The 21,181-nt window shown below is 53.2% G+C and carries 15 protein-coding genes and 2 pseudogenes; 3 read left to right on the top strand and 14 right to left on the bottom strand.

Annotation, left to right across the window (positions count from 1 at the left end; translation table 11 throughout):
• Positions 1-122 precede the first annotated feature (122 nt).
• Complete coding sequence (locus AB1611_18480) at positions 123-1,814, top strand: peptidase S10 (GenBank protein MEW6381569.1); 1,692 nt, start codon at positions 123-125, stop codon at positions 1,812-1,814.
• Between the two features lie 77 nt (positions 1,815-1,891).
• On the opposite strand, the gene AB1611_18475 is transcribed toward AB1611_18480, so the two are convergent.
• Both AB1611_18475 and AB1611_18470 read right to left on the bottom strand, forming a co-directional pair.
• Entirely contained in the window at positions 1,892-4,360 is a 2,469-nt protein-coding gene (locus tag AB1611_18475; protein MEW6381568.1) for an immune inhibitor A domain-containing protein, read from the bottom strand.
• 134 nt (positions 4,361-4,494) lie between these two features.
• Positions 4,495-4,659, bottom strand: coding sequence for a hypothetical protein (locus AB1611_18470; protein ID MEW6381567.1), 165 nt, complete (start codon positions 4,657-4,659; stop codon positions 4,495-4,497).
• On the opposite strand from AB1611_18470, the gene AB1611_18465 reads away from it, so the two are divergent.
• The gene (locus AB1611_18465) at positions 4,651-6,048 is read left to right on the top strand and encodes a deoxyribodipyrimidine photo-lyase (GenBank protein MEW6381566.1); all 1,398 of its coding nucleotides are present in this window, start codon (positions 4,651-4,653) and stop codon (positions 6,046-6,048) included. The genes AB1611_18470 and AB1611_18465 overlap by 9 nt on opposite strands.
• On the opposite strand, the pseudogene AB1611_18460 reads toward AB1611_18465, so the two are convergent.
• From AB1611_18460 to AB1611_18405, 12 genes and pseudogenes are all read right to left on the bottom strand, one after another.
• Positions 6,026-6,205: pseudogene (locus tag AB1611_18460) on the bottom strand (transposase). The gene AB1611_18465 and the pseudogene AB1611_18460 sit on opposite strands and share 23 nt — an antisense overlap.
• Positions 6,206-6,328: 123 nt before the next feature.
• The gene (locus AB1611_18455) at positions 6,329-8,314 is read right to left on the bottom strand and encodes an SUMF1/EgtB/PvdO family nonheme iron enzyme (GenBank protein MEW6381565.1); all 1,986 of its coding nucleotides are present in this window, start codon (positions 8,312-8,314) and stop codon (positions 6,329-6,331) included.
• A gap of 224 nt (positions 8,315-8,538) precedes the next feature.
• Positions 8,539-8,976 carry a DUF3795 domain-containing protein gene (locus tag AB1611_18450; protein MEW6381564.1) on the bottom strand — a complete coding sequence of 146 codons (438 nt, stop codon included), beginning with the start codon at positions 8,974-8,976 and terminating at the stop codon, positions 8,539-8,541.
• Positions 8,977-9,358: 382 nt separating this feature from the next.
• Positions 9,359-10,720: an adenosylmethionine--8-amino-7-oxononanoate transaminase gene (gene bioA / locus AB1611_18445; protein MEW6381563.1), complete on the bottom strand. Its 1,362-nt coding sequence runs from the start codon at positions 10,718-10,720 to the stop codon at positions 9,359-9,361.
• Positions 10,721-10,870: 150 nt separating this feature from the next.
• Positions 10,871-11,548: pseudogene (bioD, locus tag AB1611_18440) on the bottom strand (dethiobiotin synthase).
• Between the two features lie 18 nt (positions 11,549-11,566).
• The gene (gene bioC, locus AB1611_18435; GenBank protein ID MEW6381562.1) at positions 11,567-12,433 is read right to left on the bottom strand and encodes a malonyl-ACP O-methyltransferase BioC; all 867 of its coding nucleotides are present in this window, start codon (positions 12,431-12,433) and stop codon (positions 11,567-11,569) included.
• An 87-nt stretch (positions 12,434-12,520) separates the two neighbouring features.
• Positions 12,521-13,318, bottom strand: coding sequence for an alpha/beta hydrolase (locus AB1611_18430; protein ID MEW6381561.1), 798 nt, complete (start codon positions 13,316-13,318; stop codon positions 12,521-12,523).
• Positions 13,319-13,417: 99 nt separating this feature from the next.
• The gene (bioF, locus tag AB1611_18425) at positions 13,418-14,605 is read right to left on the bottom strand and encodes an 8-amino-7-oxononanoate synthase (GenBank protein MEW6381560.1); all 1,188 of its coding nucleotides are present in this window, start codon (positions 14,603-14,605) and stop codon (positions 13,418-13,420) included.
• 36 nt (positions 14,606-14,641) lie between these two features.
• Positions 14,642-15,649: a biotin synthase BioB gene (bioB, locus tag AB1611_18420; GenBank protein ID MEW6381559.1), complete on the bottom strand. Its 1,008-nt coding sequence runs from the start codon at positions 15,647-15,649 to the stop codon at positions 14,642-14,644.
• Positions 15,650-15,770: 121 nt separating this feature from the next.
• Positions 15,771-17,072, bottom strand: a complete 1,302-nt coding sequence (locus AB1611_18415; GenBank protein ID MEW6381558.1) for an oligosaccharide flippase family protein — start codon at positions 17,070-17,072, stop codon at positions 15,771-15,773.
• A gap of 66 nt (positions 17,073-17,138) precedes the next feature.
• Positions 17,139-18,545, bottom strand: a complete 1,407-nt coding sequence (gene thrC / locus AB1611_18410) for a threonine synthase (protein MEW6381557.1) — start codon at positions 18,543-18,545, stop codon at positions 17,139-17,141.
• 719 nt (positions 18,546-19,264) lie between these two features.
• The gene (locus tag AB1611_18405; protein ID MEW6381556.1) at positions 19,265-19,759 is read right to left on the bottom strand and encodes a hypothetical protein; all 495 of its coding nucleotides are present in this window, start codon (positions 19,757-19,759) and stop codon (positions 19,265-19,267) included.
• A 611-nt stretch (positions 19,760-20,370) separates the two neighbouring features.
• Here AB1611_18405 and trxC point away from each other — a divergent pair.
• Positions 20,371-20,805 (top strand): thioredoxin TrxC, encoded by a 435-nt coding sequence (trxC, locus tag AB1611_18400; protein ID MEW6381555.1) that lies wholly within the window; start codon positions 20,371-20,373, stop codon positions 20,803-20,805.
• Positions 20,806-21,181 lie beyond the last annotated feature (376 nt).

Genomic DNA, 21,181 nt, shown 5'->3' with positions numbered 1-21,181 from the left:
ACCCTAAGAACAACCGATGAACCAATGAACGTTTATGGATTTTATTATATGTGACTATTTCTCTACCTGATTCATGGTTATGAATTAAACATTCGGAGCAATGCCGAGAGAGGAGGAAAGGAATGAAAAAGCAGCACCGAGGTAGTATTTCCCTGATTGCCGCTGTGGTAGTGTTTGTCATGTGTCCTGCCGCACCAGGCAGGGCCCGTGGTGCGACCCAGGATCCGCCGGTCGCCAAAACCACGACCGAACCGGCCGGAGGCGAACAGCAATCTCCGGACACGACCGGGAAAAAGGCGGATGAATCTAACACCAAAGAGCTTTCGGTCACGCACCGGGAAATTACCGTCAATGGCCAGACTCTGAGATATACGGCCACGGCAGGCTATCTGGAGATCAAGGAAGAATCGGGCCAGCCCAAGGCCGATCTGTTTTTTGTCGCCTATGAACGGGATGACCGGAAGAACAAAGGCAAATGGCCGCTCACCTTTGCCTTTAACGGCGGGCCGGGAGCAGCTTCGGTCTTTCTGCACCTGGGTGCTCTTGGTCCCCGGCGGATATTCCTGAAAGATGAGGGCAAAAATGCCTCGCCTCCCTACCGGCTGCTCGATAATGAATATACCTGGCTTAACTTCACCGACCTTGTTTTTGTTGATCCCATAGGCACCGGCTACAGCCGCCCCCCCTCCCGGCCTGATTCTGAATCCGGTGCCGGATCAGGTGAGAAGTCCGGCACCACCGGGCACCACGCCGGGGCCCGTTCCGGCATCGATCCGAAGCGGTTTTACAGCTTTCGGGAGGATATCAATCTTGCCGGGGATTTTATTCGCCTCTACGTTACCCGGTTCGGGCGCTGGTCGTCGCCGAAGTTCATTGCCGGTGAAAGCTACGGTGCAACCAGGGCCGCAGAGCTGGCCGGATTCCTTCAGGATAAGGTCAATCTGAATCTCAATGGTCTGGTGCTTATCTCACCGGCCCTGGACTTTCAGACCATCATGTTCAACCAGGGCAACGATCTGCCCTGTTCTCTGTTTTTACCCACGTATACGGCAGCCGCATGGTACCATAAGAAGCTCTCCCCTGATCTGCAATCGAGCGATTTGCCCAGACTCCTGAAGGAAGCCGAGGGCTGGGCAATGAACGAATACAGCCTGGCTTTGCTGAAAGGTGCCGCACTCTCAGGTTCTGAGCGGGATCGGGTGATCGAAAAACTGGCCCGCTATACCTCCCTTTCCCCCACCTATATCAGCAGTCATAACCTGCGAATCAGCCACATCGATTTCACCAGGGAGCTGCTTCGGAAGGAACACCGGATAATCGGCCTCCTGGATGGCCGGTTTGAAGGCCCCGATCCTGACGCCGGCCAGGAGTATGACGAGTATGACCCTTCACTCTTTCTGGTTATGGGACCTTTTGGAGCGGCCATGAGCGATTATGTACGCAATGAGCTTAAGTATGTCAACGACCTTCAGTATGAGGTTCTCAATGAGGAGGTGAATCGCTCCTGGAACTGGGGATTGGGTCATCATGAAGGGCAGGGATTCACCAATGTCACCGCAACCCTGCGAGAAGCTATCAGCAAGAACAAGTATCTGAAGGTACTGATAGCCGCAGGCTATTATGACCTGACTACACCCTATTTCGCTACTGATTATACGGTCAGTCATCTTGGCCTCGACCCCGGCCTGCAGGGCAATGTCACGATTGCATACTACGATGTCGGACACCAGATCTATGTGCATCTGCCATCTTTGAAAAAACTGACCAGCGACGTGGCCAACTTCATGAACACGGCATTTGCGTTAGAGCGTTAGAGCGTAGGAGCGTGAGAGAGTTAGAGCGTTTTCGCTCTCCCACTCTCTCGCTCTCTCACGCTCCCACGCTTTAAACTTCATGGCCTGAAGCCGGTGAAATCCACCGTTATCCTGCCTCCTTCTCCGTCAGGGCTCTCTTCCTGAACGATGATCTTCAGCCCGCAGGCAGGCGTTTCGACGCTGTTGATGGACTCACGGATATAGACGCCAAACGGTACGGATTGATACCAGGCCGACCAGGATTTATCGACATAGCAGATTGAATCGTCAAATACCGGACTTGCGGGAAGTTGCGGCATTTGAGCGCATACGGGCAATCCAAACCATCTGGTCAGACCGCAGCCTGAAGTCGGCTTCAGCCCGAAGGCAGCGTCAGCGATCTGGATGCGGGTGCAGAAGGGGAGGTCCCTGTTCGGATATGGCGGCTCAAAACGCGGGGCCGGAGGCTCGAACAGCCAGTTGGCCAGAAAGGCCGTATTATCGGCCAGGACAAGCTCAGGATGGGCATCCACGAGCAGCAAAAACCCCTTCCAGGGGTGCTTTCCCACCCAGTTATCGGTGAATTGTCCATCACGGTACCAGAGCAGCATGCCAGGGTCAGCGCACACTTTCTCCACCAGGTTATTGGGCGGGACAGTATCGACCCGGTGGAACCAGTTGGTCATGCCAATATCGAAACCTATGGGCTCACGCCATTCAGCAAGATAATACCGGGGCTCCGTGCGCTTTTCCGAGCCGCTGGAGATGTACCAACCTTTGGCTGCCCAGGCTCCGGCACCGGACTCCACGTCATCCGCAAAGATCGTGCTGCCGGAGCCGCTGACAAACTCAAGGTCGTCGAGGACCCACCCCAGGCCCTGCACATCACGGTCAGTCAGATACCGGAATCGGAGATTCACCTCTCCGCTGAATGCCGACAGGTCGAATTCGGCCCGTACCCATTCTTTGCTCTGGCCGGTGATTCCGTGTCCGGGATTCTGGCCATGAGGATCGTCGCACGTGGTGATATTCCCCGCTACCTTCTGCCATGTTCCGCCTGCATCCGAAGAGACTTCCACGCATCCGTAATCCCAGTCTTTTTCGATATCGTACCAGGTCCAGAACCGTAAAACCGTACCGGAAGGAAGGTTCAGCCGCCGGGTCAGGGTATGGCGGAAGCTATTCCCCATACCCGAATGCCACTCGTGTTCACCGCTGTGGGGCTTGTTGATCTCGATTGTGGAGATAAAGGCCGGGAGATCGATTTTGATGCATTTATCGGTCAATCCCCTGTTCTCTACAGGCCGAAGCAGGATGTCTTCCCGCATCTTTCCGGGCTCGATGACAATCGGCTCCGCCCAGCCGAGAGTATACTTTGCCCAGACGCTGAGGCCGGCAGGGCAGGTGCCCAGCGGCTGGCCGGGAAGGCTCAGCCAGGCACCGGCTGACATCAGGGTCCAATAGCCTGTCGAGGCATCACCGCTGTATATGGTGTCGTATTCGTCAGGAAGGCCAAGGTCATGGCCGAACTCATGACAGAACACGCCGATGGTCCCGTCTTCCGGCTCCATGGTATAGGCACCCACCCATACTCCGGGGTCTGCGGTCGGTATCCCCCCGAAACCGGGGCCGCGGTCAAGGTGCCACTCAGCCCAGCCGCTGTGTGACCAGATCGCATCATCGCCCTGCTGCCCGCCCCGGTCCTCCTGGCCTGCACCGGCATGAATGATCATGAGGTGATCCACATACCCGTCAGGCTCGGCATAGCTGCCGTCCCCGTCCAGATCATACGGGTCTTCGAGATCGTAATCAGCCCAGGGGATGGAATCAGCGGCAGCATCGATTGCATCCCTGACCAGCCGGAAGACATATCCATTGAGGTTGTCGATTCCCCCTTCGGGATCATCCGCGCCGTAGTACCACTCGGAATGGCCAACCGGTATCCAGCCGTATGCATGCCCGGTTACCGTATAGGTGCCTCCTGACTGCTCCAGATAGTAATTAGCCATGGACAATGCTCCCGGAGACTGGGAAAAGAGCATGTTTTCATAATGCTCCCGGTTGAAATCCGGGGTCCAGAAGTCCAGAAGGTTGTACCTGCGGTCAGGTTCCGGCAATTCATTATGCAGCGGCCCGGTATGGGAATCGTCAGTACCGGCAAATTCCACCAGAAGGATGAGAATACAATCGGTTTTTACTCCATCGACCCTTGTTTGCCCGTGATGGTTGACGATTCTCCTGCCGCTTTTTTCTCCTCTGGCCAGGGAAACGGCCCCTATCGGGTGAGGGCGGTCCTCCGGCCTTTTACCGAGTTTTTGCTGCAGGTAATCCATACAGGCCTTTTTTGCCTCGATTCCGGATATCCCCTGACACCAGGTTCCTCCGGCACTGAAGGAAAACAGCATGCTGACCTCATTGGGCGGCATGTATGATCGGATAAAAGAGCCCTGCCTGCCGCTGGCGCAACAGGGATTATTGCTGCCTGCCGAACCAGGGGCAATGACAGCAAGAACAAGGGCTGGTGGCAGAAGAAAACCGAGCACAATGCGAGTAACCCAGCGATGCATAACCATTTGATGTCTCATCATTTGTTTCCTTTTCGTAATTGTCTTTCCCCATCCCATCGGATTCATTGATTGTTTTTGGGAGAGCATGCGTACATCCATTTTTAAGCCTCATCGGTTTCCGCTCAGTAAAGTTGTTACTGGCTGTCTTCATATTGCCAGCCGTCACTTTTTACCAATCCAGCCGAGGTATTGGCGGAATTTACCAGCGAGTGGCTCCGTAATGAAAACCGGCGGCTTATTCCGATAACCGTCAGAACACCTGCACGCTCAAAGTACCGGGAGATGTGAAAATGGTTCATCAAGGCATACAATCCGGGCGCATCCGGCAGCTCAATGACAAGGGCATCCGGGGGGAAGGTGATTATGTATTGTATTGGATGCAGCAGTCGCAGCGGGGGGAGTATAACCATGCCCTGGAATTTGCCATACAAAAGGCCAATGATTTGCAGCAGCCGTTACTGGTTGTTTTCGGGCTGACGGATGATTATCCTGAAGCGAACCTGCGGCACTACGTTTTCATGCTTGAGGGTTTGCGGGAGGTGGAGTCTCATCTGGCTGCACGCGGCATCAGGATGATAGCCTGCTTTGGCAGGCCGGACCAGGTGGCGTTGGCCGCTGGCCGGAGAGCATCCCTGATTGTCTGTGATTGCGGATACCTGCGACATCAGAAAGCATGGCGCAGTGAAGTGGCCGCCAAAGCACCCTGCAGCGTATGTCAGGTCGAAACCGAGGTGATTGTGCCGGTCGAGATAGTGTCGGATAAGGCCGAATACGCTGCCCGCACAATCCGGCCCAAGATCACCCGGCACCTGGATGATTACCTTGTCGGCTTGCAGCCGCTCTTGCCTGAGCGGCAATTACTCGATCTGCAGGTTGCCGATATCACTGCTGATACCCGTGTGGACCTGAGCGATATTCAGACTGTGCTGGGCAGGCTCAAAAAGATAGATCGAGGTGTCGATCCGGTAACCCGTTTTCATAAGGGCGGAACAGGGGAAGCAAAAAGACGTTTTCAGGAGTTCATCCGCGACAGCCTGAGCAATTATTCAGAAAACCGTGACCAGCCCCAGACCGACTTTGTCTCACATATGAGCATGTATCTTCATTTTGGACAGATTTCACCGCTGTATCTGGCCCTGCAAATCAAAGAGGCTTCAGGCAGCGGGCTGGAGCAGAATACGGCAGCGTTTTTGGATGAATTGATCATTCAACGGGAGTTGACCATCAATTTTGTGCACTTTACTCCCGACTACGACTCCTTTACCTGTCTTCCCGGATGGGCCATAAAGACCCTGCTGGCCCATCAGTATGACAAGCGTGAGTATCTCTATACTCCGGAACAACTGGAAAGCTCTCAAACTCATGATCCATATTGGAACGCTGCCATGAAGGAGATGAAATACACAGGCTATCTGCACAACTACCTGCGGATGTACTGGGGAAAAAAGATCCTCGAATGGTCCCCGACGCCCGAAGATGCCTTCAGGACTGCTTTGGCGATAAATAATAAATATTTCCTCGATGGCCGCGATCCAAATTCATTCGCCAACGTTGCCTGGATCTTCGGGCTGCATGACCGGCCATGGAAAGAGCGGCCGGTTTTTGGCAAAGTACGCTTTCTGTCAGCTCAGGGCCTGGAGAGAAAATGCGACATATGGGCTTATGTCAGGAAGGTTGAAAGCGGGTAGATGTTCCCAGAGTACCCTCGCCTTTTTTAAAAGGGAAATATTTGCAATGGGTGGCGTCTGCTTTTGTCTTTTTCCATAATTTTTCAATAGGGTTTTTATCTGGAGAGTAAGAGGGCAGTCTGTAGATAAACAAACGGCCTTGTTTTTCCATCTCTTCTTTATGGAGGGCAGATGAAAATGCTCATTCAGCATATTTTTAATATCTCCATCTTGCCTGACTTTTCTCATAATTTGGAGCAGTCACTACCCGGCCCTTTTACCCTTTGCTATTTCCCCCTCTCTACCGCCTCCTCACAACCAGTCGAAACCCGACCGCTTCAGAAGCAGCGTCGGGCGGGAGGCTCCAGCGTCTGGCGGAGCAGCATCCCCGGGCATCAGTTGCCCAGTGGCCGCCGCGCATTACGCGCTCCGTGCCTTCTGGTGGTCCTTTGGGGTCCGTAGCCGGGCCGTCGGGGTAAGGGGCATACCAGTCCTGGCACCACTCGGCAACATTTCCGTGCATATCAAAAAGCCTCCAGGGATTGGGTGCAAGGCTTCCTGTCTCGATCGGCCGGTAGCGGGCCAGACGGTAAGAGCCTTGGCAGTCGGCAAAAAGGGGACCAATGCCATCGTAGTTGGCCTGATCCGTGGACAAACACCGGCCAAAGGAGAAGGGGGTGATTGTTCCTGCGCGGCAGGCGTATTCCCACTCCGCTTCAGTAGGCAGGTCATAAACAGCACCTTCCTTACGGCTTAACCATTTGATGAAGGCCTGGGCATCGTTCCAGGTCACGCAGGTTACCGGATGCCGTTCGGTTTGCGCAGATTCCGCTGATTCCCAGGTGCGGCGGCTATCCCAGCCAATGCCTTTTTTCTGCCTCCATATTCCCCCTTCGGCTTTCACCCAGCAGCCGCTTTTCTTCTCCGACTCGATACCGCCATAGCCGGTTGCCTGGATAAATTTCCGGAACTGGCCCATTGTAACCTCCATAGTCTGGATGTAGAATCCTTTACTTATGGTTACCCGGTGCTCCTTCTCATCATCGGGCTCTCCGCCACTTCCGGCTGGACTGCCCATAACAAAGCTGCCAGGCTTGATAAACACAAACTCCATGCCCAGGCTGTTGAACAGAGCATTTTCACCTTTCCCGGACTCTTTCCCCTGTTCTTTCCCAGGTGCTTTTCCGGGTTCTTGCTCTTGTTCTTTCGCCGGTTCTTTCTCAAGGTGTATTTCGAATTTTTTATCCTCTCCAGGTTCGAGGGTGATCCACTCCTGTTTGGTTGTGCAGCCGGACGCTGAGACCTCAAGATGGTATTTTCCCGGTTCCAGTTCCATACCCTGTTCAAATCGCGGATTGATATTCAAAATTTTCACCTGGGCATCCTTGGGATCTGTTTCCACAAACAGCCGGACGCTTTCGGATTTAACTTCTACGGGCAGAAAGATGAAATCACCACCGGCCAGGGCCGGATCGCTGGCCTTGGCATACTGCGGATGCTGCCACCCTGCGGTGACCTTTTCAACCATGTCGATAAGGTAGTGGCCAAGCTCCGATCCGGTGATATAGCCATCGTAAATCAAGTCGGCTTCACCCTCCAAGCCCTTGAGCAGGAATTGTTTAAATACGCTCTGCTCTGAGATACGCTCACCTTCTTTTCCGGCAATTATGTACTGCCTTACCGGCAAAGCACTCGTGCGGTCAATAATTTTCAGTGCCGCTGGCTCATAAGAAAATGCAGTTCCGGAAAAGGATGCATCGAACAGCATCAGCACATGCTTTGATCGAAGGAGTGTTGAAAACTTCACGAGAGCCTTCAGGTCAATGGCCCGGTCGTCAAACCCCTGAGGGTTATCCTGAAGGAGAGGACAATCCCGGGGAATGATCCAATCACACCTGGTGCCATCGGCGATAACCCGGCTCTTGCCATGTCCGACGTAGTAGAAGACAATAGCGCGGTCTTGTTCCTGTCCGGCTTCACGGACAAAATCATCAAGGGCTTTTTTCAATTCCTGAGAGCCCGGATCAGTCAGCAGTTTTACTTTGAATGCCCTTTGCCGGAAAAACCGTGAAACCTCTTTGGCATCGTTGACAGCATTGGGCAGGTCCGGCCACTGGTCATAGTTGCCCACTCCCACTACCAGGGCGCAGCAGTCCTTATACAGGGAAAGGTTTTGCCCACCCTGCACTGGAATACTCTTTTCTTCCTGAGCGGCCAGGGCCTGGCATGAGATTATCACCAGGATAAAGACAAGCATCGGTAAAAAAGAAAGTACGACCTTTTTCATGGAGCCTTCCTGCCCTGAGTTAGCTAAACATTGCATAGTGAATCAGTAAATTCGCGGCCCAGTAAATCCGCCGCGCAGCTATTGAGCCGGGGCATTTGGGCAGTAAGCATGGTAAGCTTCCTTCATGAGCTTTGCCTCTTATTAGCGTAGATTAATGGAGTATTGTTATTATCCCTATTATTGCTTGGAAAGTGCTTAACCTCCTTTTTCCTGTTTATCAGTTACTACCAGTACCTCTTGCTTTCCAGAAACTTATCTGCTCCATCCTTCCTTATCTTTCTCAGGTTTTTTATGTGGGCCTCGCCGTGGACTGGCTTGAGGAAGTCAAGTTTCTCGCAGGTTTCAAAATCATTGCATTGCCAGCAGCCTTCGATTCCCTTCTTCTGGCAGCATTTCCTCATCTTGCAGGAAGGAGGGCCTCCTCCGCCCCGGCAAGATTTCTTGCATCGTACTTTTACCATTGCGCCAAGAACATCGTAGCATTGCTGGTAATCCTTGAAAACTTCAAAGAATGGGATCGTGGAGAGGAACTCCGCCATCTTCCCGAATTTTGATTCTCTCAATTCTTTCCTTAAATCTCTCGCTAAATCAGCAAGTTTGCCCTTATGGACAAAACAGTCTTCGCAGCAAAGGCCGCAGTATGCAATTTGTTCTTTATTCATGTTTTTCCTCCTGAAAAGATATACTGCGAACGGGTGAATATTGAACTTTTTGCTCAGGAGTCAGAAGTCAGGAGCCAGGAGCCAGAAGAAGGTAAAAGAACTCCTTACTTAAGATGGCCCATACCTTCTTCTGAATTCTGACTCCTGACTCCTGGCTCCTCTGGAAAAGTTCAGTTCTAAGCCGTTTATAGTATAACTCGGCTTATCAGGCATTCATTATATAAATATTTTACTCGCTATGATTAATTAACTCAAGAAATTAGTAAACTGGAGGGTGGGATGAGGCAGGGAGCCCCTGTGGCAGCAGGGAGTCGCTGTGACAGGGAGGTCAGGTCTGATAGGGGGAGAGTGCCGTAAAAGTTGGCCATACTGAAAAAAGTCTTTACCCTTCCGTAACCTGCCTGATTGCTTTCAGCGTAACCGACAGAAGCTCATCCAGTTCCGCAGCGTTAATGGAGAGAGGTGGCATGAGCACGATCACGTCGCCAAGGGGGCGGAGAATTACGCCCATCTTCCGGGCCTCCTGAATGACCCTGATGCCGGTCTTCTCTTCCCAGCCATAGGGCTCCCGGCTTGTTTTGTCCCGGACCAGCTCGATACCGGCCAGCAGGCCCTTGTGCCGGATATCTCCGACATGGGGCAGTTCCCAAAACTTCCGCAGCCCCTCGGCGAGGTGCTCTGCCCTTTCCTGAACATGGCCAATTACCCCTTCCCTGTCGAAAATATCCAGACTGGCCAGGGCAGCCCGGCAGGCCAGGGGATTTCCCGTGTAGGTATGGCCGTGGAAAAAGGTCCGCTTCTGACTGTAATCTCCCAAAAAACCCTCATAGATCTTCTCCGTAGCCAGGGTGGCCGCCAGAGGGAGGTATCCGCCGGTTATCCCCTTGGCCATGCACAGGAGGTCGGGGTGGACATCTTCGTGCTCGCAGGCAAACATCCTGCCGGTCCGGCCAAACCCGACCGCCACCTCATCGGCGATCATCAGCACCTGATAGTGGTCGCACAAATCCCGCACCCGGCGCAAAAAACCTTGCGGTGCCACCAGCATGCCGCCAGCGCCCTGCACGCAGGGCTCGATGATCAGGGCGCAGGTCTCTTCAGCATGTTCCTGAAGAGTGCGCTCCAGGGTTTCCAGGCAGCGCAGCCCGCACGAGGAGGGCTCAAGCTGACAGGGGCAGCGGTAGCAGTACGGGGATGTTGCCCGGTAGCCGCGAAAGAGCAGCGGGTGATACAGTTGATGAAACAGATCAATGCCGCCGACACTGACCGCTCCCAGAGTATCTCCGTGATAGCTGTTTTCAAAGTAGACAAAGCTTGTTTTTTCAGCCTTCCCCTGCTGATGCCAATACTGAAAAGCCATCTTCAGGGCGATTTCGCAGGCTGTAGCCCCGTTGTCCGAGTAAAAGACCCGGCTCAGTCCTGCGGGGGCGATCTGGATGAGGCGCTTGGCCAGTTCGATAGCCGGAGCATGAGTCAGACCGAGCAGGGTAGAGTGTCCGATCCTGGTCAATTGATCCTGGATGGCCTCATCGATTTCCCTCCTCCGGTGGCCATGGACATTGGTCCAGAGACTGGCAACTCCGTCAAGGTACCGCCTGCCGTCGGAATCCTCCAGGTATACGCCCTCTCCCCGCTCGATGACCAGGGGATCATCCCTGGTCCAGTCCTGCATCTGGGTGAATGGGTGCCAGAGATACTGCCTGTCCCAGGATTTGAGCAGGGCCGAGCGCTGGGAAGAGAGCAGTTCCTGCCCGGCTTCTCCCTGAGAATCATCGGCCCCTTCCCGGCCAGGGAGGGCCGGTTTCAGGACTTTTGCAAGCAGCCCAAGATCAAGGTGCCTGTGAACCAGCTCTTCCAGATTGCCGATTTCTCCCCGCTCGAGGCTGATAGAGGGCGAATAGGGCATGATTCCCAGCAGATCCACCTGGCCGAGGGCCTGAATGACTTCCGGATTCGTCTGTTCACAGATGCCGGGTCGAGAGGGGTCTGGCTGATTGAGGACCACTCCGGCTATGATGATCCCCCGCCGCCGCAGGGCTTCGAGGGTCAGGAGCGTGTGGTTGATGGTGCCCAGAGACACCCTGGCCACCAGGACCACAGGAAAGCCAAGGTCCTTGATGAGGTCGATCATCAGGTAGTTCCGGCTGATGGGCACCAGAACACCTCCTGCTCCCTCGATCACCAGACATGCGGAGTGCTCCGCCATCCAATGGCTGGCTTCGATGATCCTGGCCGGTTCTATCTCCACCCCTTCCAGCCGGGCTGCGACCAGGGGTGCCAAGGGCTCCTTCAGCACATAGGGGGTGTGGGGGTTGAAGGGAAAAGGATGACTGGAGCAGGGTGGCATCTCACGGCCACTTCCACCTCCAGCTTCCAGGGCTGTTTGCACAAACACAGCATCAGGAGAATAAAGCTCTCCTCCCTCGCGCCTGGCAGCACCTGTCTGAACGGGCTTCATGATCCCTACATTCAGCCCCTGCCGCTTCAGGCCAAGGGCCAGGCCAGCGGCCACTATGGTTTTTCCCACGCCGGTGTCAGTGCCGGTGACAAAGATCCCATTACTTCTCTTCATTGTTTCTCCTATTGTTCCTTATTTTGCTATTTTTTCACCCTGAACCAGGATAACCTGATACGTGGCCAGGATACCCTGTCCATTATGGAAATGCTGTTCATAGTAATTCTGCATTTCCTGAAGGACCTTTCGGCCTCCCAATCCCGCGGACCGGCTTAAGGTAGCGTTCGAGGCACCCGTGGCCTTGAGCTCCATGAGCAGGGAACGGACATCAGGATAGATCCTGGGCAGGGCGCATTCCCTGACCTTGAGACGAGAAAATCCGCAGTCCCGCAGGACTGCCTCAAGTTCCCCTAGAGTGAGAAACTCCTGACCGTGCGATTGCGGCGGTGCTTCTTCCCCCTTCAGCTTCCGGCAAGCCTGCCGGAAAGCGGTATGCAGCTCAGCCAAGGTCCCCTGTCCGAAGGTGGAAAAGGCAAACTTGCCGCCTGGCTTTAAAATCCGGCAGACTTCCCCAAAAGCCTGTCCGTGATCCGCTACCCATTGATAGGTCAGATTGGAGAGCGCAAGGTCAAAAACACTGGAGCAATAGGGCAGCCTTTCCGCATCGGCCTGAAGGAAGAACATCCGGTTTGCCACGGATAGAGCGCAGGAGGTGGGCGCACGAGTTGCTGTCCGCAGTGCCTGTCTGATCATGCCATAGGAAATGTCCAGACCGTGGAATTCACTGTCAGGAAATGATGCGGCCAGGTCCAGAAGTGCCAGACCTGTACCTGTCCCGATATCCAGAACCCGCGCTGCCCCGCAGAAGGAGACAGGCAGGCAGGAGAGCAGCAGGCGGCTGACTTCCCGCTGCAAGCCAGACACCCGATCATAATTGGCTGCTGCTGCCGAAAAGTTTCTCTGCACATTTTTCTTGTTGATCCAGAGAGGATGGATAGGCATAAAATCAATTTTAACATCTCCTGGGGCAGAATATCAATGGGAGGACTCCGAAGACTCCCTCCGAAAGAGCCTTAAAGTCTCACAAGCTCACGAGGCGGGCTCTTTTGAGACAGACTCAAGAAACTCTTCCAATGCCTGGTTGAACTCCTCTTCTCTGGTCAGAAAGGGTAGATGACCGCAATCCGGCAATATTTTTAACCGAGAGTGAGGAATATGCTGGTGCAGATAGCGGGCTGCTCCGACAGGACAGAGCCGGTCATTTTCACCATGAATAATCGTCACCGGAGTCTGAATGGAAGGCAGAGCCGGCCGAAGGTCCGCATTCTCAAGAATATTCATGCCTTCGAGAAGCGTCTGGCCGCTGATCTCGGTATCGGTTTTCAGAAGGTTTCTGATTTTCAGCATAAGGGGCTGATTTTTTTCCTGCTCGGTGAACAGGAGCTGATGAAATGCACTGAAAGCAAGGAGCCGGTCGCGAAGCAGCCTGCTGCGCAGCAGCCGCAATTCTCCCCTGGGGGTCCCATCCGGGAAGCTGTCATCGGCTACAAATTTGGGAGTTGCTGCCACCAGAGTCAGGGAACTGACCAGGCGGGGAAAGCGGGAAGCAAAATCCAGGGCGATCAGACTGCCCAAAGACCAGCCAACGAGATGCACCGAAGGAAATGCCCGCTGGCGGCAGAGGGTGAATAACTCAAAATTCAGGCTTTCCAAAGTAAGTGGAGTGGAAAGAAGCGATGGACCGCAATTTTTAATCAGGTAGTCCGGCACGAGAACAGGCCCTGTCGAAGAAAAGTGGCCTGCCTGCCGCTGCCAGATTCTGGCTGTTGTCCCCCACCCGTGGAGAAAAATCAGCGGTGTGGAGCGAAGAAGTTTCCCCTGATTCACCTTGTCTCCTGGTAAATGGTGTGATGACTATCGCTTATGAACGGTTGTTTTTACTGACCACTGACCACTCATCACTGATCACTGGCCACTGACCACTGATTAAACAAGCCCAAGCTCCTGCCCGATCCGCTGTATCTTGTCCATCGCCTCTTCCAGATCGGCCAGGGTGTGGGTAGCCATAAGAGAAAGCCGCAGTCTGGCTGTTCCTTTGGGAACGGCAGGCGGGCGGATGGCCGGTGCGTAAATACCCTCTTCCAGGAGCTTTTGGCTGAAACTGAGGGCCTTTTCATTTTCTCCTGCCAGAATGGGAATGATATAGGTCTCACTGTTGAGGGTATTGAAGCCTGCCTCGTGCAGTTTTTTCCGGAACCAGTCGGCCTGCCGCAGCAGAGTGTCCCGAAGATCGGGGCGGTTTTCTACGATATCCAGTGCTTTCAGGGCAGCGGCGATGACTGCCGGTGGCAGGGCGGTAGTAAAGATGAAGGGCCGTGCCTGGTTGATTAAAAAATCGATCAGGAGGGAATCTCCCGCCACATAGGCGCCAAATCCGCCCAGCGCCTTGCTCAGGGTGCCCATCTGAATGTCGATCTCTCCTTCGAGGTCCAGGGCTTCCACCGCTCCCCGGCCATGCTCTCCCAGCACGCCGGTGGCATGGGCTTCATCGACCATGACTGAAGCGTCAAATTCGGCAGCCAGGTCAACGATCTCCCGCAAGGGGGCAAGGTCGCCATCCATGCTGAACACCGAGTCAGTGACAATCAGCCGCTTTCCCCGGCTGCTCCCGTAGCGAACCAGGAGCCTGCGAAGGTCATCCATGTCCCTGTGGCCATAGCGCACCAGCCTGGCCCTGCTCAGCAGAATGCCGTCGATTATGCTGGCGTGATTGAAGCGGTCGGAGAAGATTACATCCTCCCGCTGGCAAAGAGCGCTGATAAGCCCGCAATTGGCCATATAGCCGCAGTTGAAGAGAAGCGCCGATTCGGTTTTCTTGAAGTCAGCGATTTTCCTCTCCAGCTCATCGTGGAGGGTCAGGTTCCCGGAAACCAGACGTGAGGCCCCTGATCCTGCGCCAAAGCCGGTGAGGGCCTGGATGGCCGCCTGTTTCAGAAAGCCGGACGAGGCCAGTCCCAGGTAGTTATTGGAAGAAAAATTGATGACCTCTCTTCCGTGCAGGGAAATTCTGGCACCGGATGCACTGTCAATCAGTTTCATCCGGCGATAGCACCCTGCCTTCTGAAGATCGGAGATTTCCTGGTGAAGATATTTTTTTAAAGATTCCTGCAGCATGATTATACTACGAACGGGTGAATGATGTACTTTTATTCAGGAGTCATGAAAAAATGTGAATCCCAGGTCCTGAATCATCTTATGGTCATCTTCCCATTGCCCGCCTTGCGTGGTGAGATAATTACCCACCATGAGCCCGCTGGCACCGGCCAGAAATATCCATGATTGCAGGCTGCGCAGGGCAATCTGGCGGCCACCGCAAATATGAATGCTCACTTTGGGCAGGATGAAACGGAACAGGGCCACACTTTTCAATGCCTCAAGAGGCGGTATAAGTTCTCTGTCCTGATAGCGGGTTCCGGCAATGGGATGGAGGAAATTGAGCGGAACGGAGTCGATATCGAGCTCTTTCAGGCTGAAGGCCAGCTCCAGTCTTTGCCGGGATGATTCACCCAGACCGAAAATCCCTCCGCTGCATACCTTAAGGCCGACTGCTTTGGCTGCTTCGACGGTCTCCTTTCGCTGCCGGAACGTGTGGGTAGTACATATTCCGGAGAAAAAACTTTCGGCTGTCTCCAGGTTGTGATGATACCGCTTCAATCCGGCATTTTTAAGGCTTGACAGAGAGCCGATTGATAGTGTACCCAGAGATGCAGCACAGGAGAGCGATGGGAACCGCCGGCTTATGAGATGAACAGTTTCGCACAGGCTGTCGATCTCCCGCCGGGTTTCGGTTTTGCCGCCGCTGGTCACTATGCTGAAGCACTGAGCTCCCATCTTCTCGGCCTGGCCAGCTTTCTGGAGGATCTGATCGGGGCTCAGCAGCGGGTAGGCAGCAACCTGAGTTTCATGGTGCATCGACTGGGCACAAAAGCCGCAATCTTCCGCGCAGTAGCCGCTTTTGGCATTGATGATGGCGCACAGCCTGATTGACCTGCCGAAAAATTCGTCCCTGATCCGGCTGCTCATCTCGAATAAGGCAGGAATATCCCCGGCAGAGGTCCGCTCATCGAGGATGGAAGCTTCTTCCAGACTTAGGGATCCTCCTTCGAGAATCTTTTCTCCAAGACTTTGGATGAGTCTCTTAATCTCTTTATCCGGCATGGTGGGTGACTGATTCCATATTTTGTTGGGATTATGTCAAATTTCATTATAAGGTAAATAGCAGGGTATGTCAATCTTCATTGTGAGCAGCCGATGTATACTCAAGCCGTCATTTCCCTCATCAAAACCAGTGAGCGAAAGCCCGCCTGCCCCGCTCGAAGATCAGGGTAAAGTCGCTGCGGCTGATATTCAGCAGCGATAAAGGGTTTACCTGGTGGTGCCTGCAATAGAAAAATGCCAAAAGAAGCATCTCGAAGCTGTATGAGCCGGTGCTGGCCAAAGAGCATCCTACCACCCCGATCCAGGGAATCAGCAGAAAGTTCAGGATGATATTCACGGCAGCCGAGGCTGCAACCACACCCGACAGGGTTGCCGGACGGTTGATCCCGGCCAGACTGGTGGTCAGGATGCGGCTGAGCCCAAAAGCCAGGGTTCCCGGCAAAATGGCCATCATCAGCATATAAGAGCCCTGAAACTCAGGGCCAAACAGGAGGGGGAATAACCACCAGCCAATGGCTGTCAGCAGCAGGGCGATCGGCAGCATCACGATCAGGGCTACTCGACAGGCCTGGGCAGTCAGCTCGGGTCTTCCCCTGTCATCGGCGGATATCCTGGGAAACACGGCCTGAGACATGGCATCGGGAAACATCCAGAGCTTTTCGGTAACGGCTACGGCCATGGCATATTGCCCGATCTGTGCACTCTGCAGGAAGAGGGGGGCAATCAAAAGGTCCACGCGGTTATTGGCCCAGTTTGACAGCTTGCCCACATACATCTTCAAGCCGTAGGTCACACTTGAGCGAATGGCCTCCCACGAAAGACGAAACTCACCCGGGCGCATGAGCACGGCCAGCATAATCGCCAGGGCGATCACACCTGAAAGGTGCCAGCCGATATAAGCAATGCCCGCCCCCCACAGCCCCCACCTGAGAACCCAGACAAACAGCACCATCAACACCAGGTAGGCAACCTGGGAAATTACATCCAGGAGATTCATCAGGCCGATCCGGTTCATCCCCTGAACGATTCTCCCCCCCCAGGTCGAAATATACATCAGAGGGAGTGACAGCAAAGCCAGCAGAACCAGCCGCTTGTCCTGGATAGTGGTCAGGCTTCGGAATTTCATCAGCACCAGAACGGTGCCGGTCAGTATGGCCAGGCTGCCGAATCCGATGCCGGTCAATAAGGTTGCGGCCCAGACCTGCCCGGGGGTATACTTGCGCTGAGCGACGTAATAAACATTGGCGTAGGCAATACCCGGCCCGCAGATATGGATAACCAGTGCCAGGAAGGAGATGATGACCGCCCACATGCCCATGCCCGAAGCTCCAAGGAGCCTGGCCAGAATGATATTTCCGGCAAAAGCCAGACTGAAGGTAACGAGCCGGGTGAATAAAGTTACCAATGAATCACGGGCTACCATGACATTCCAGCATCCCAGGGGGAAAAAATATATTTTATACTGTGTAATGGATAATTTCTATACAACTTATTTCTTCTGCAAATTTAAATACCGGGCAATCTGAGAAGCCGAAGCCGGCAGTTGGACCGGCCGGTTTTGCAATTCCTTGCGGGGAACGATTTCATACCCTTCGGGCAATCTGTCCTCAAAGTACATCTGCTGAAATCCCGAAAACTTGAGCTGGTGTGAAGTAGAATCCACCACTATCTTCTGCCCGTCCCTGATCAGCCCTTCCTGAACCGCCTTCCGTACCCCGGCAATGGATTCTCCTCCCTGGGTGCAAACAATATGACCATGGCGGTTTGCCTCCAGCATATGGTCCAGGATTTCCTGCTCCGTGACCTCGACGGCAGAGAATTTGTCCTGAAAATGGGTAGTAACCAGGCGAAAGACCTTGGGGAAAGATACCGGATCGCCGATCATGGCTGCCTGGGCTACACTCGGCCTTACCTTGACAGGGTGATACTGCCCTTCCTTATGCCAGCGGGATACCGGGTTGGCATGCTGGCTCTGCACGCCGATGATCCTGGGCAGTTGCGGGATGATCTGCAAACGGTAAAGGTCGAGGAACCCCTCCATGACAGCCGTAATATTTCCGGCATTGCCGATGGGAACCACCAGCACCAGGTCTTTGGTGTCATAATCCATCTGCTGGGCAACCTCATAGGAGTATGATTTCTGCCCCATGATCCTGACCGGATTTTTGGAATTGAGGAGAAATACCTCATAGTTTTCCGTAAGTTCCTCGACAATCTTCATGCAGTCGTCAAAAACGCCGGGAACTTCTATGACCGTAGCCCCGCTTCCCAGCGGCTGCGATAATTGCTGGGGAGTTACCTTGCCCTGGGGGAGCAGAACCACCGAGCGGACCACGCCTTTCTTCAGGTAGCTCAAGTACAGGGCCGCGGCAGCCGAAGTATCTCCCGTGGAGGCGCAAATCCCCAGCAGTTGGGTGATGTTCCGCTTCCTGATCGAATAGTTGATAAAGCTTACGGCACTGGCCATGCCCCGGTCCTTGAAGCTGGCCGAAGGATTCAAGCCATCGTATTTAATGAAAAAGTCCGCCCCGACAAGGGCTGCCAGGTCCCCGTTGGCCTGGACCAGGGGCGTGTGCCCTTCGCCGAGGTAGATAATATCCTCGAGGGGAATACAGGGAAGTATCAGCTCATAAAAAAGAAAGATACCCTTTAATGAAGGGCGGTTCAGCATCCTGCGGGCGTTGAATATCTTCCGCCACGATTCGCCGGAAACCTTCGTCAGGTGATCGAAGTTCTTGTCCCTGATTTTCAGAAGACTTTTACACGTGGGACAGGTATAGAGGAATTGGTCGATATGGTAAGTCCGGCCGCATTCCAGGCACTCAAAAACCATATCCGCCTGATGGCTGGGCAACAGCTCCTTCTCTATCCCATCCAGAGATTTTTCCCAGGACATATATTTTCTCCCTTATTCTCTCCCTGAAGCATTATCCAGGTAATTTTACGGTACGTTGGTGAAAAAACTGCAAATGCCGTTATCATAAGTTGACTTCCCTTCGATGTCAAGCACTAGCAGAGGAATCCTTAAAATTAAGTTATCAGTAGTCAGTGGCCAGTGGTCAGTGGCGCAAGGCGGCATCCCGGGCCGTAGCCGAAGTACTCCATCAATAAAATAGAAGTTCCTCTGCGGTCTGATTATGCCCTGGCACATAGTTTGCTTTTTGAAAAGATAGAATCGATTGTTACCAACTATCAAAGTGGAGGAGGTGAAAATACTCAAAAAATGAGGGCATCCACAATCTCAATGATTTTTGAGATGTGGATTCTGTGAGTGAGGGTTACGGAAAGATAGAGATTATCGTTGAAGATTCAAAGTGGATTAAGCCCCGATCGAGTTAAGGTTGTTGTTGCTCAAAGGTTCATGTGATTAGTGAGGTATGGAAAGATGATCTTCAAGTTAAATCGAATTAGACCTGTCAGACTGCTCAATATCATTATTCTTGTGACTGCTGCCTTGTTACTCTCATCAACAGATCCCCAAGCTCAACTGGCTCCAATTTATGTTTCTCCTTCATTAACCAGTCTTAATATCAGTATTTCCGCGCCCGGAAGCGGCTCGGTAGCAAAACTGACCAGCATAACACCTCCGGCTACGCTCTACATCTATCCTATTGGCTATGTTCCTCCGGCCCCGGCTGTCCCTGCACCATCTGTTGTTCTTCCGGCACCAACGGTCCCGACAGTTGTTGTTCCTCCGACTCCAGCGGTTCCAACGGCCGCTGTTCCTGCAGCTCCAATACTTCCGACAACTGCTGTTCCGGTAATTCCTCCGACAGCCATTTCTCCAACCGCAGTGATCCCGGTCATTACGACTCCGGCTGTCGTTATTCCAACTGTTGTTGCTCCTACGGTCATTCCTCCGACAGTTGCTCTTCCTCTGGTTGCTGCTCCTCCAACGGCTGTTGCCCCGACAATTCTTGCCCCAACGGTTGCTGCCCCGACAGCTACGACAGCGGCTCCGGCTGCTGTTTCCGGTTTACTGACACCATTCGGAGCGCCCTTTGCATCCTCTTTGATGATGTCGCCATTCCTGTCTCCCGTTGCTTTCCCGTTTATGTCGCCACTCATGTCCCTGTTGATGATGTCGTCATATCTGTCGCCATATTTCATGTCACCGTATATGATGTCGCCATTTCTTTCACCCTTCTCCTGGTGGTGAGGTGGAAAGGTATAAAAAGACAGTACGCATGATAACCGTTTTATATTCCCTCTCCCCCTGGGGTTTCAGGGGCGGACAGTTTTATTTTTTCTTCTTTTATGAACGATATTGCTCTCTGGGGGGAGTATCTTCAGATAACAATATTGCCTCTACAAAGAGAGGAAGATATTGTTTTGCTTCACCCCCACCTAACCTTCCCTGCCACAGGGGCTCCCTGCCTCAAAAGGGGGAGGGATTATGAGGAGCATTCGCTCCCTTATAGGGGTAACAACAGGAGGCTGCCTCTGATATAAATTAAAACTGTCCGCCCCTGAACCCCAAAGGGGCGAGGGAGAAAAACGCTCCTCAGTGCTCAATGCCTATGTGCGGAAGCGAAGGGAATTTCCCCATAAAAACGGAAAAGGGATAGAGGGAGAGGGGGAGTGAATGCTTTTCCAATAAACTTGCCTTTCTTCGACCCGATAGCACATCAGTGCACAAAATATTTGCTTTTAGCTATCCATAGAGTAAAATAAGACAATTCATAAAACATCTATGAAAATACTATCTTGGAGGCCTGATTATGAGTGAATTGTTACATGTTGTCTGCCCACATTGTGATAACACGAATCGAGTACCTGCCGACAGGCTCAACGATAAGCCTAATTGCGGCAACTGCAAACAACCCCTGTTCGAGGCACATCCGGTGGTGCTTACCAGTGCCAATTTCAGCAAGCACGTTGAGCACAGCGGCATACCGGTGGTGGTGGATTTCTGGGCTCCCTGGTGCGGCCCCTGCCGGATGATGGCCCCTGTTTTTGAGCAGGCTGCCGCTCAACTGGAACCCCAGGTACGACTGGCCAAGCTCAATACGGAAGATGAGCAGTCGATTGCCATGCAGTATGGGATCCAAAGCATCCCGACCCTGGTCATCTTCAAAGGAGGAAAGGAGATTGCCCGGCAATCCGGGGCTGTGAGTATCAATACCCTTACCGGCTGGGTAAGATCGCACATCTAGCCATTGGGCTGGGGCTGCGGGTCGGACCAAGCCATTATATTGTTTTATTTACGATAGATATTCCAAGGAGAGGTGTTTTTATGCCTTAGAAGGCCATTTTTGGGGGCAAAATCACTGCTGTAAGTAAGCTGCTGTGGTTCCCGTAGCTCATATCCATCATTTGTCTCTCTCAGTGCACCCTGCGGCCTTAATTCCAGGCTTTGGCTGAATTCGTTCCTTAATTTTTCTGAGAAGGTCAACTTTTAACCCGAATGGCACTTACATAAGAATTAGTAATTTTCCCGCAGAGACGCTGAGACGCAGAGGATATCATTGAAAAGTAAAAGTAAAATAAGTTCCTCCTTGTGCTTTTTTACTTTTTGCTTGCTTCCATGCC

The organism is bacterium, from assembly GCA_040755755.1.
Lineage (GTDB): Bacteria > SZUA-182 > SZUA-182 > DTGQ01 > DTGQ01 > DTGQ01.
Note: the sequence above shows the minus strand (reverse complement) of the source record. Positions and strands in the feature narration are given on the sequence as shown.

Excerpts from the sequence above, each read along its gene's own strand:
- AB1611_18480 (MEW6381569.1), top strand. The coding sequence starts at position 123 with ATGAAAAAGCAGCACCGAGGTAGTATTTCCCTGATTGCCGCTGTGGTA.
- trxC (MEW6381555.1), top strand. The coding sequence starts at position 20,371 with ATGAGTGAATTGTTACATGTTGTCTGCCCACATTGTGATAACACGAAT.
- AB1611_18475 (MEW6381568.1), bottom strand. The coding sequence starts at position 4,360 with ATGCATCGCTGGGTTACTCGCATTGTGCTCGGTTTTCTTCTGCCACCA.
- AB1611_18465 (MEW6381566.1), top strand. The coding sequence starts at position 4,651 with ATGGTTCATCAAGGCATACAATCCGGGCGCATCCGGCAGCTCAATGAC.
- AB1611_18470 (MEW6381567.1), bottom strand. The coding sequence starts at position 4,659 with ATGAACCATTTTCACATCTCCCGGTACTTTGAGCGTGCAGGTGTTCTG.
- AB1611_18455 (MEW6381565.1), bottom strand. The coding sequence starts at position 8,314 with ATGAAAAAGGTCGTACTTTCTTTTTTACCGATGCTTGTCTTTATCCTG.
- thrC (MEW6381557.1), bottom strand. The coding sequence starts at position 18,545 with ATGTCCTGGGAAAAATCTCTGGATGGGATAGAGAAGGAGCTGTTGCCC.
- AB1611_18415 (MEW6381558.1), bottom strand. The coding sequence starts at position 17,072 with ATGGTAGCCCGTGATTCATTGGTAACTTTATTCACCCGGCTCGTTACC.
- bioB (MEW6381559.1), bottom strand. The coding sequence starts at position 15,649 with ATGCCGGATAAAGAGATTAAGAGACTCATCCAAAGTCTTGGAGAAAAG.
- bioC (MEW6381562.1), bottom strand. The coding sequence starts at position 12,433 with ATGCCTATCCATCCTCTCTGGATCAACAAGAAAAATGTGCAGAGAAAC.
- AB1611_18405 (MEW6381556.1), bottom strand. The coding sequence starts at position 19,759 with ATGAAATATGGCGACAGATATGACGACATCATCAACAGGGACATGAGT.
- AB1611_18450 (MEW6381564.1), bottom strand. The coding sequence starts at position 8,976 with ATGAATAAAGAACAAATTGCATACTGCGGCCTTTGCTGCGAAGACTGT.
- bioF (MEW6381560.1), bottom strand. The coding sequence starts at position 14,605 with ATGCTGCAGGAATCTTTAAAAAAATATCTTCACCAGGAAATCTCCGAT.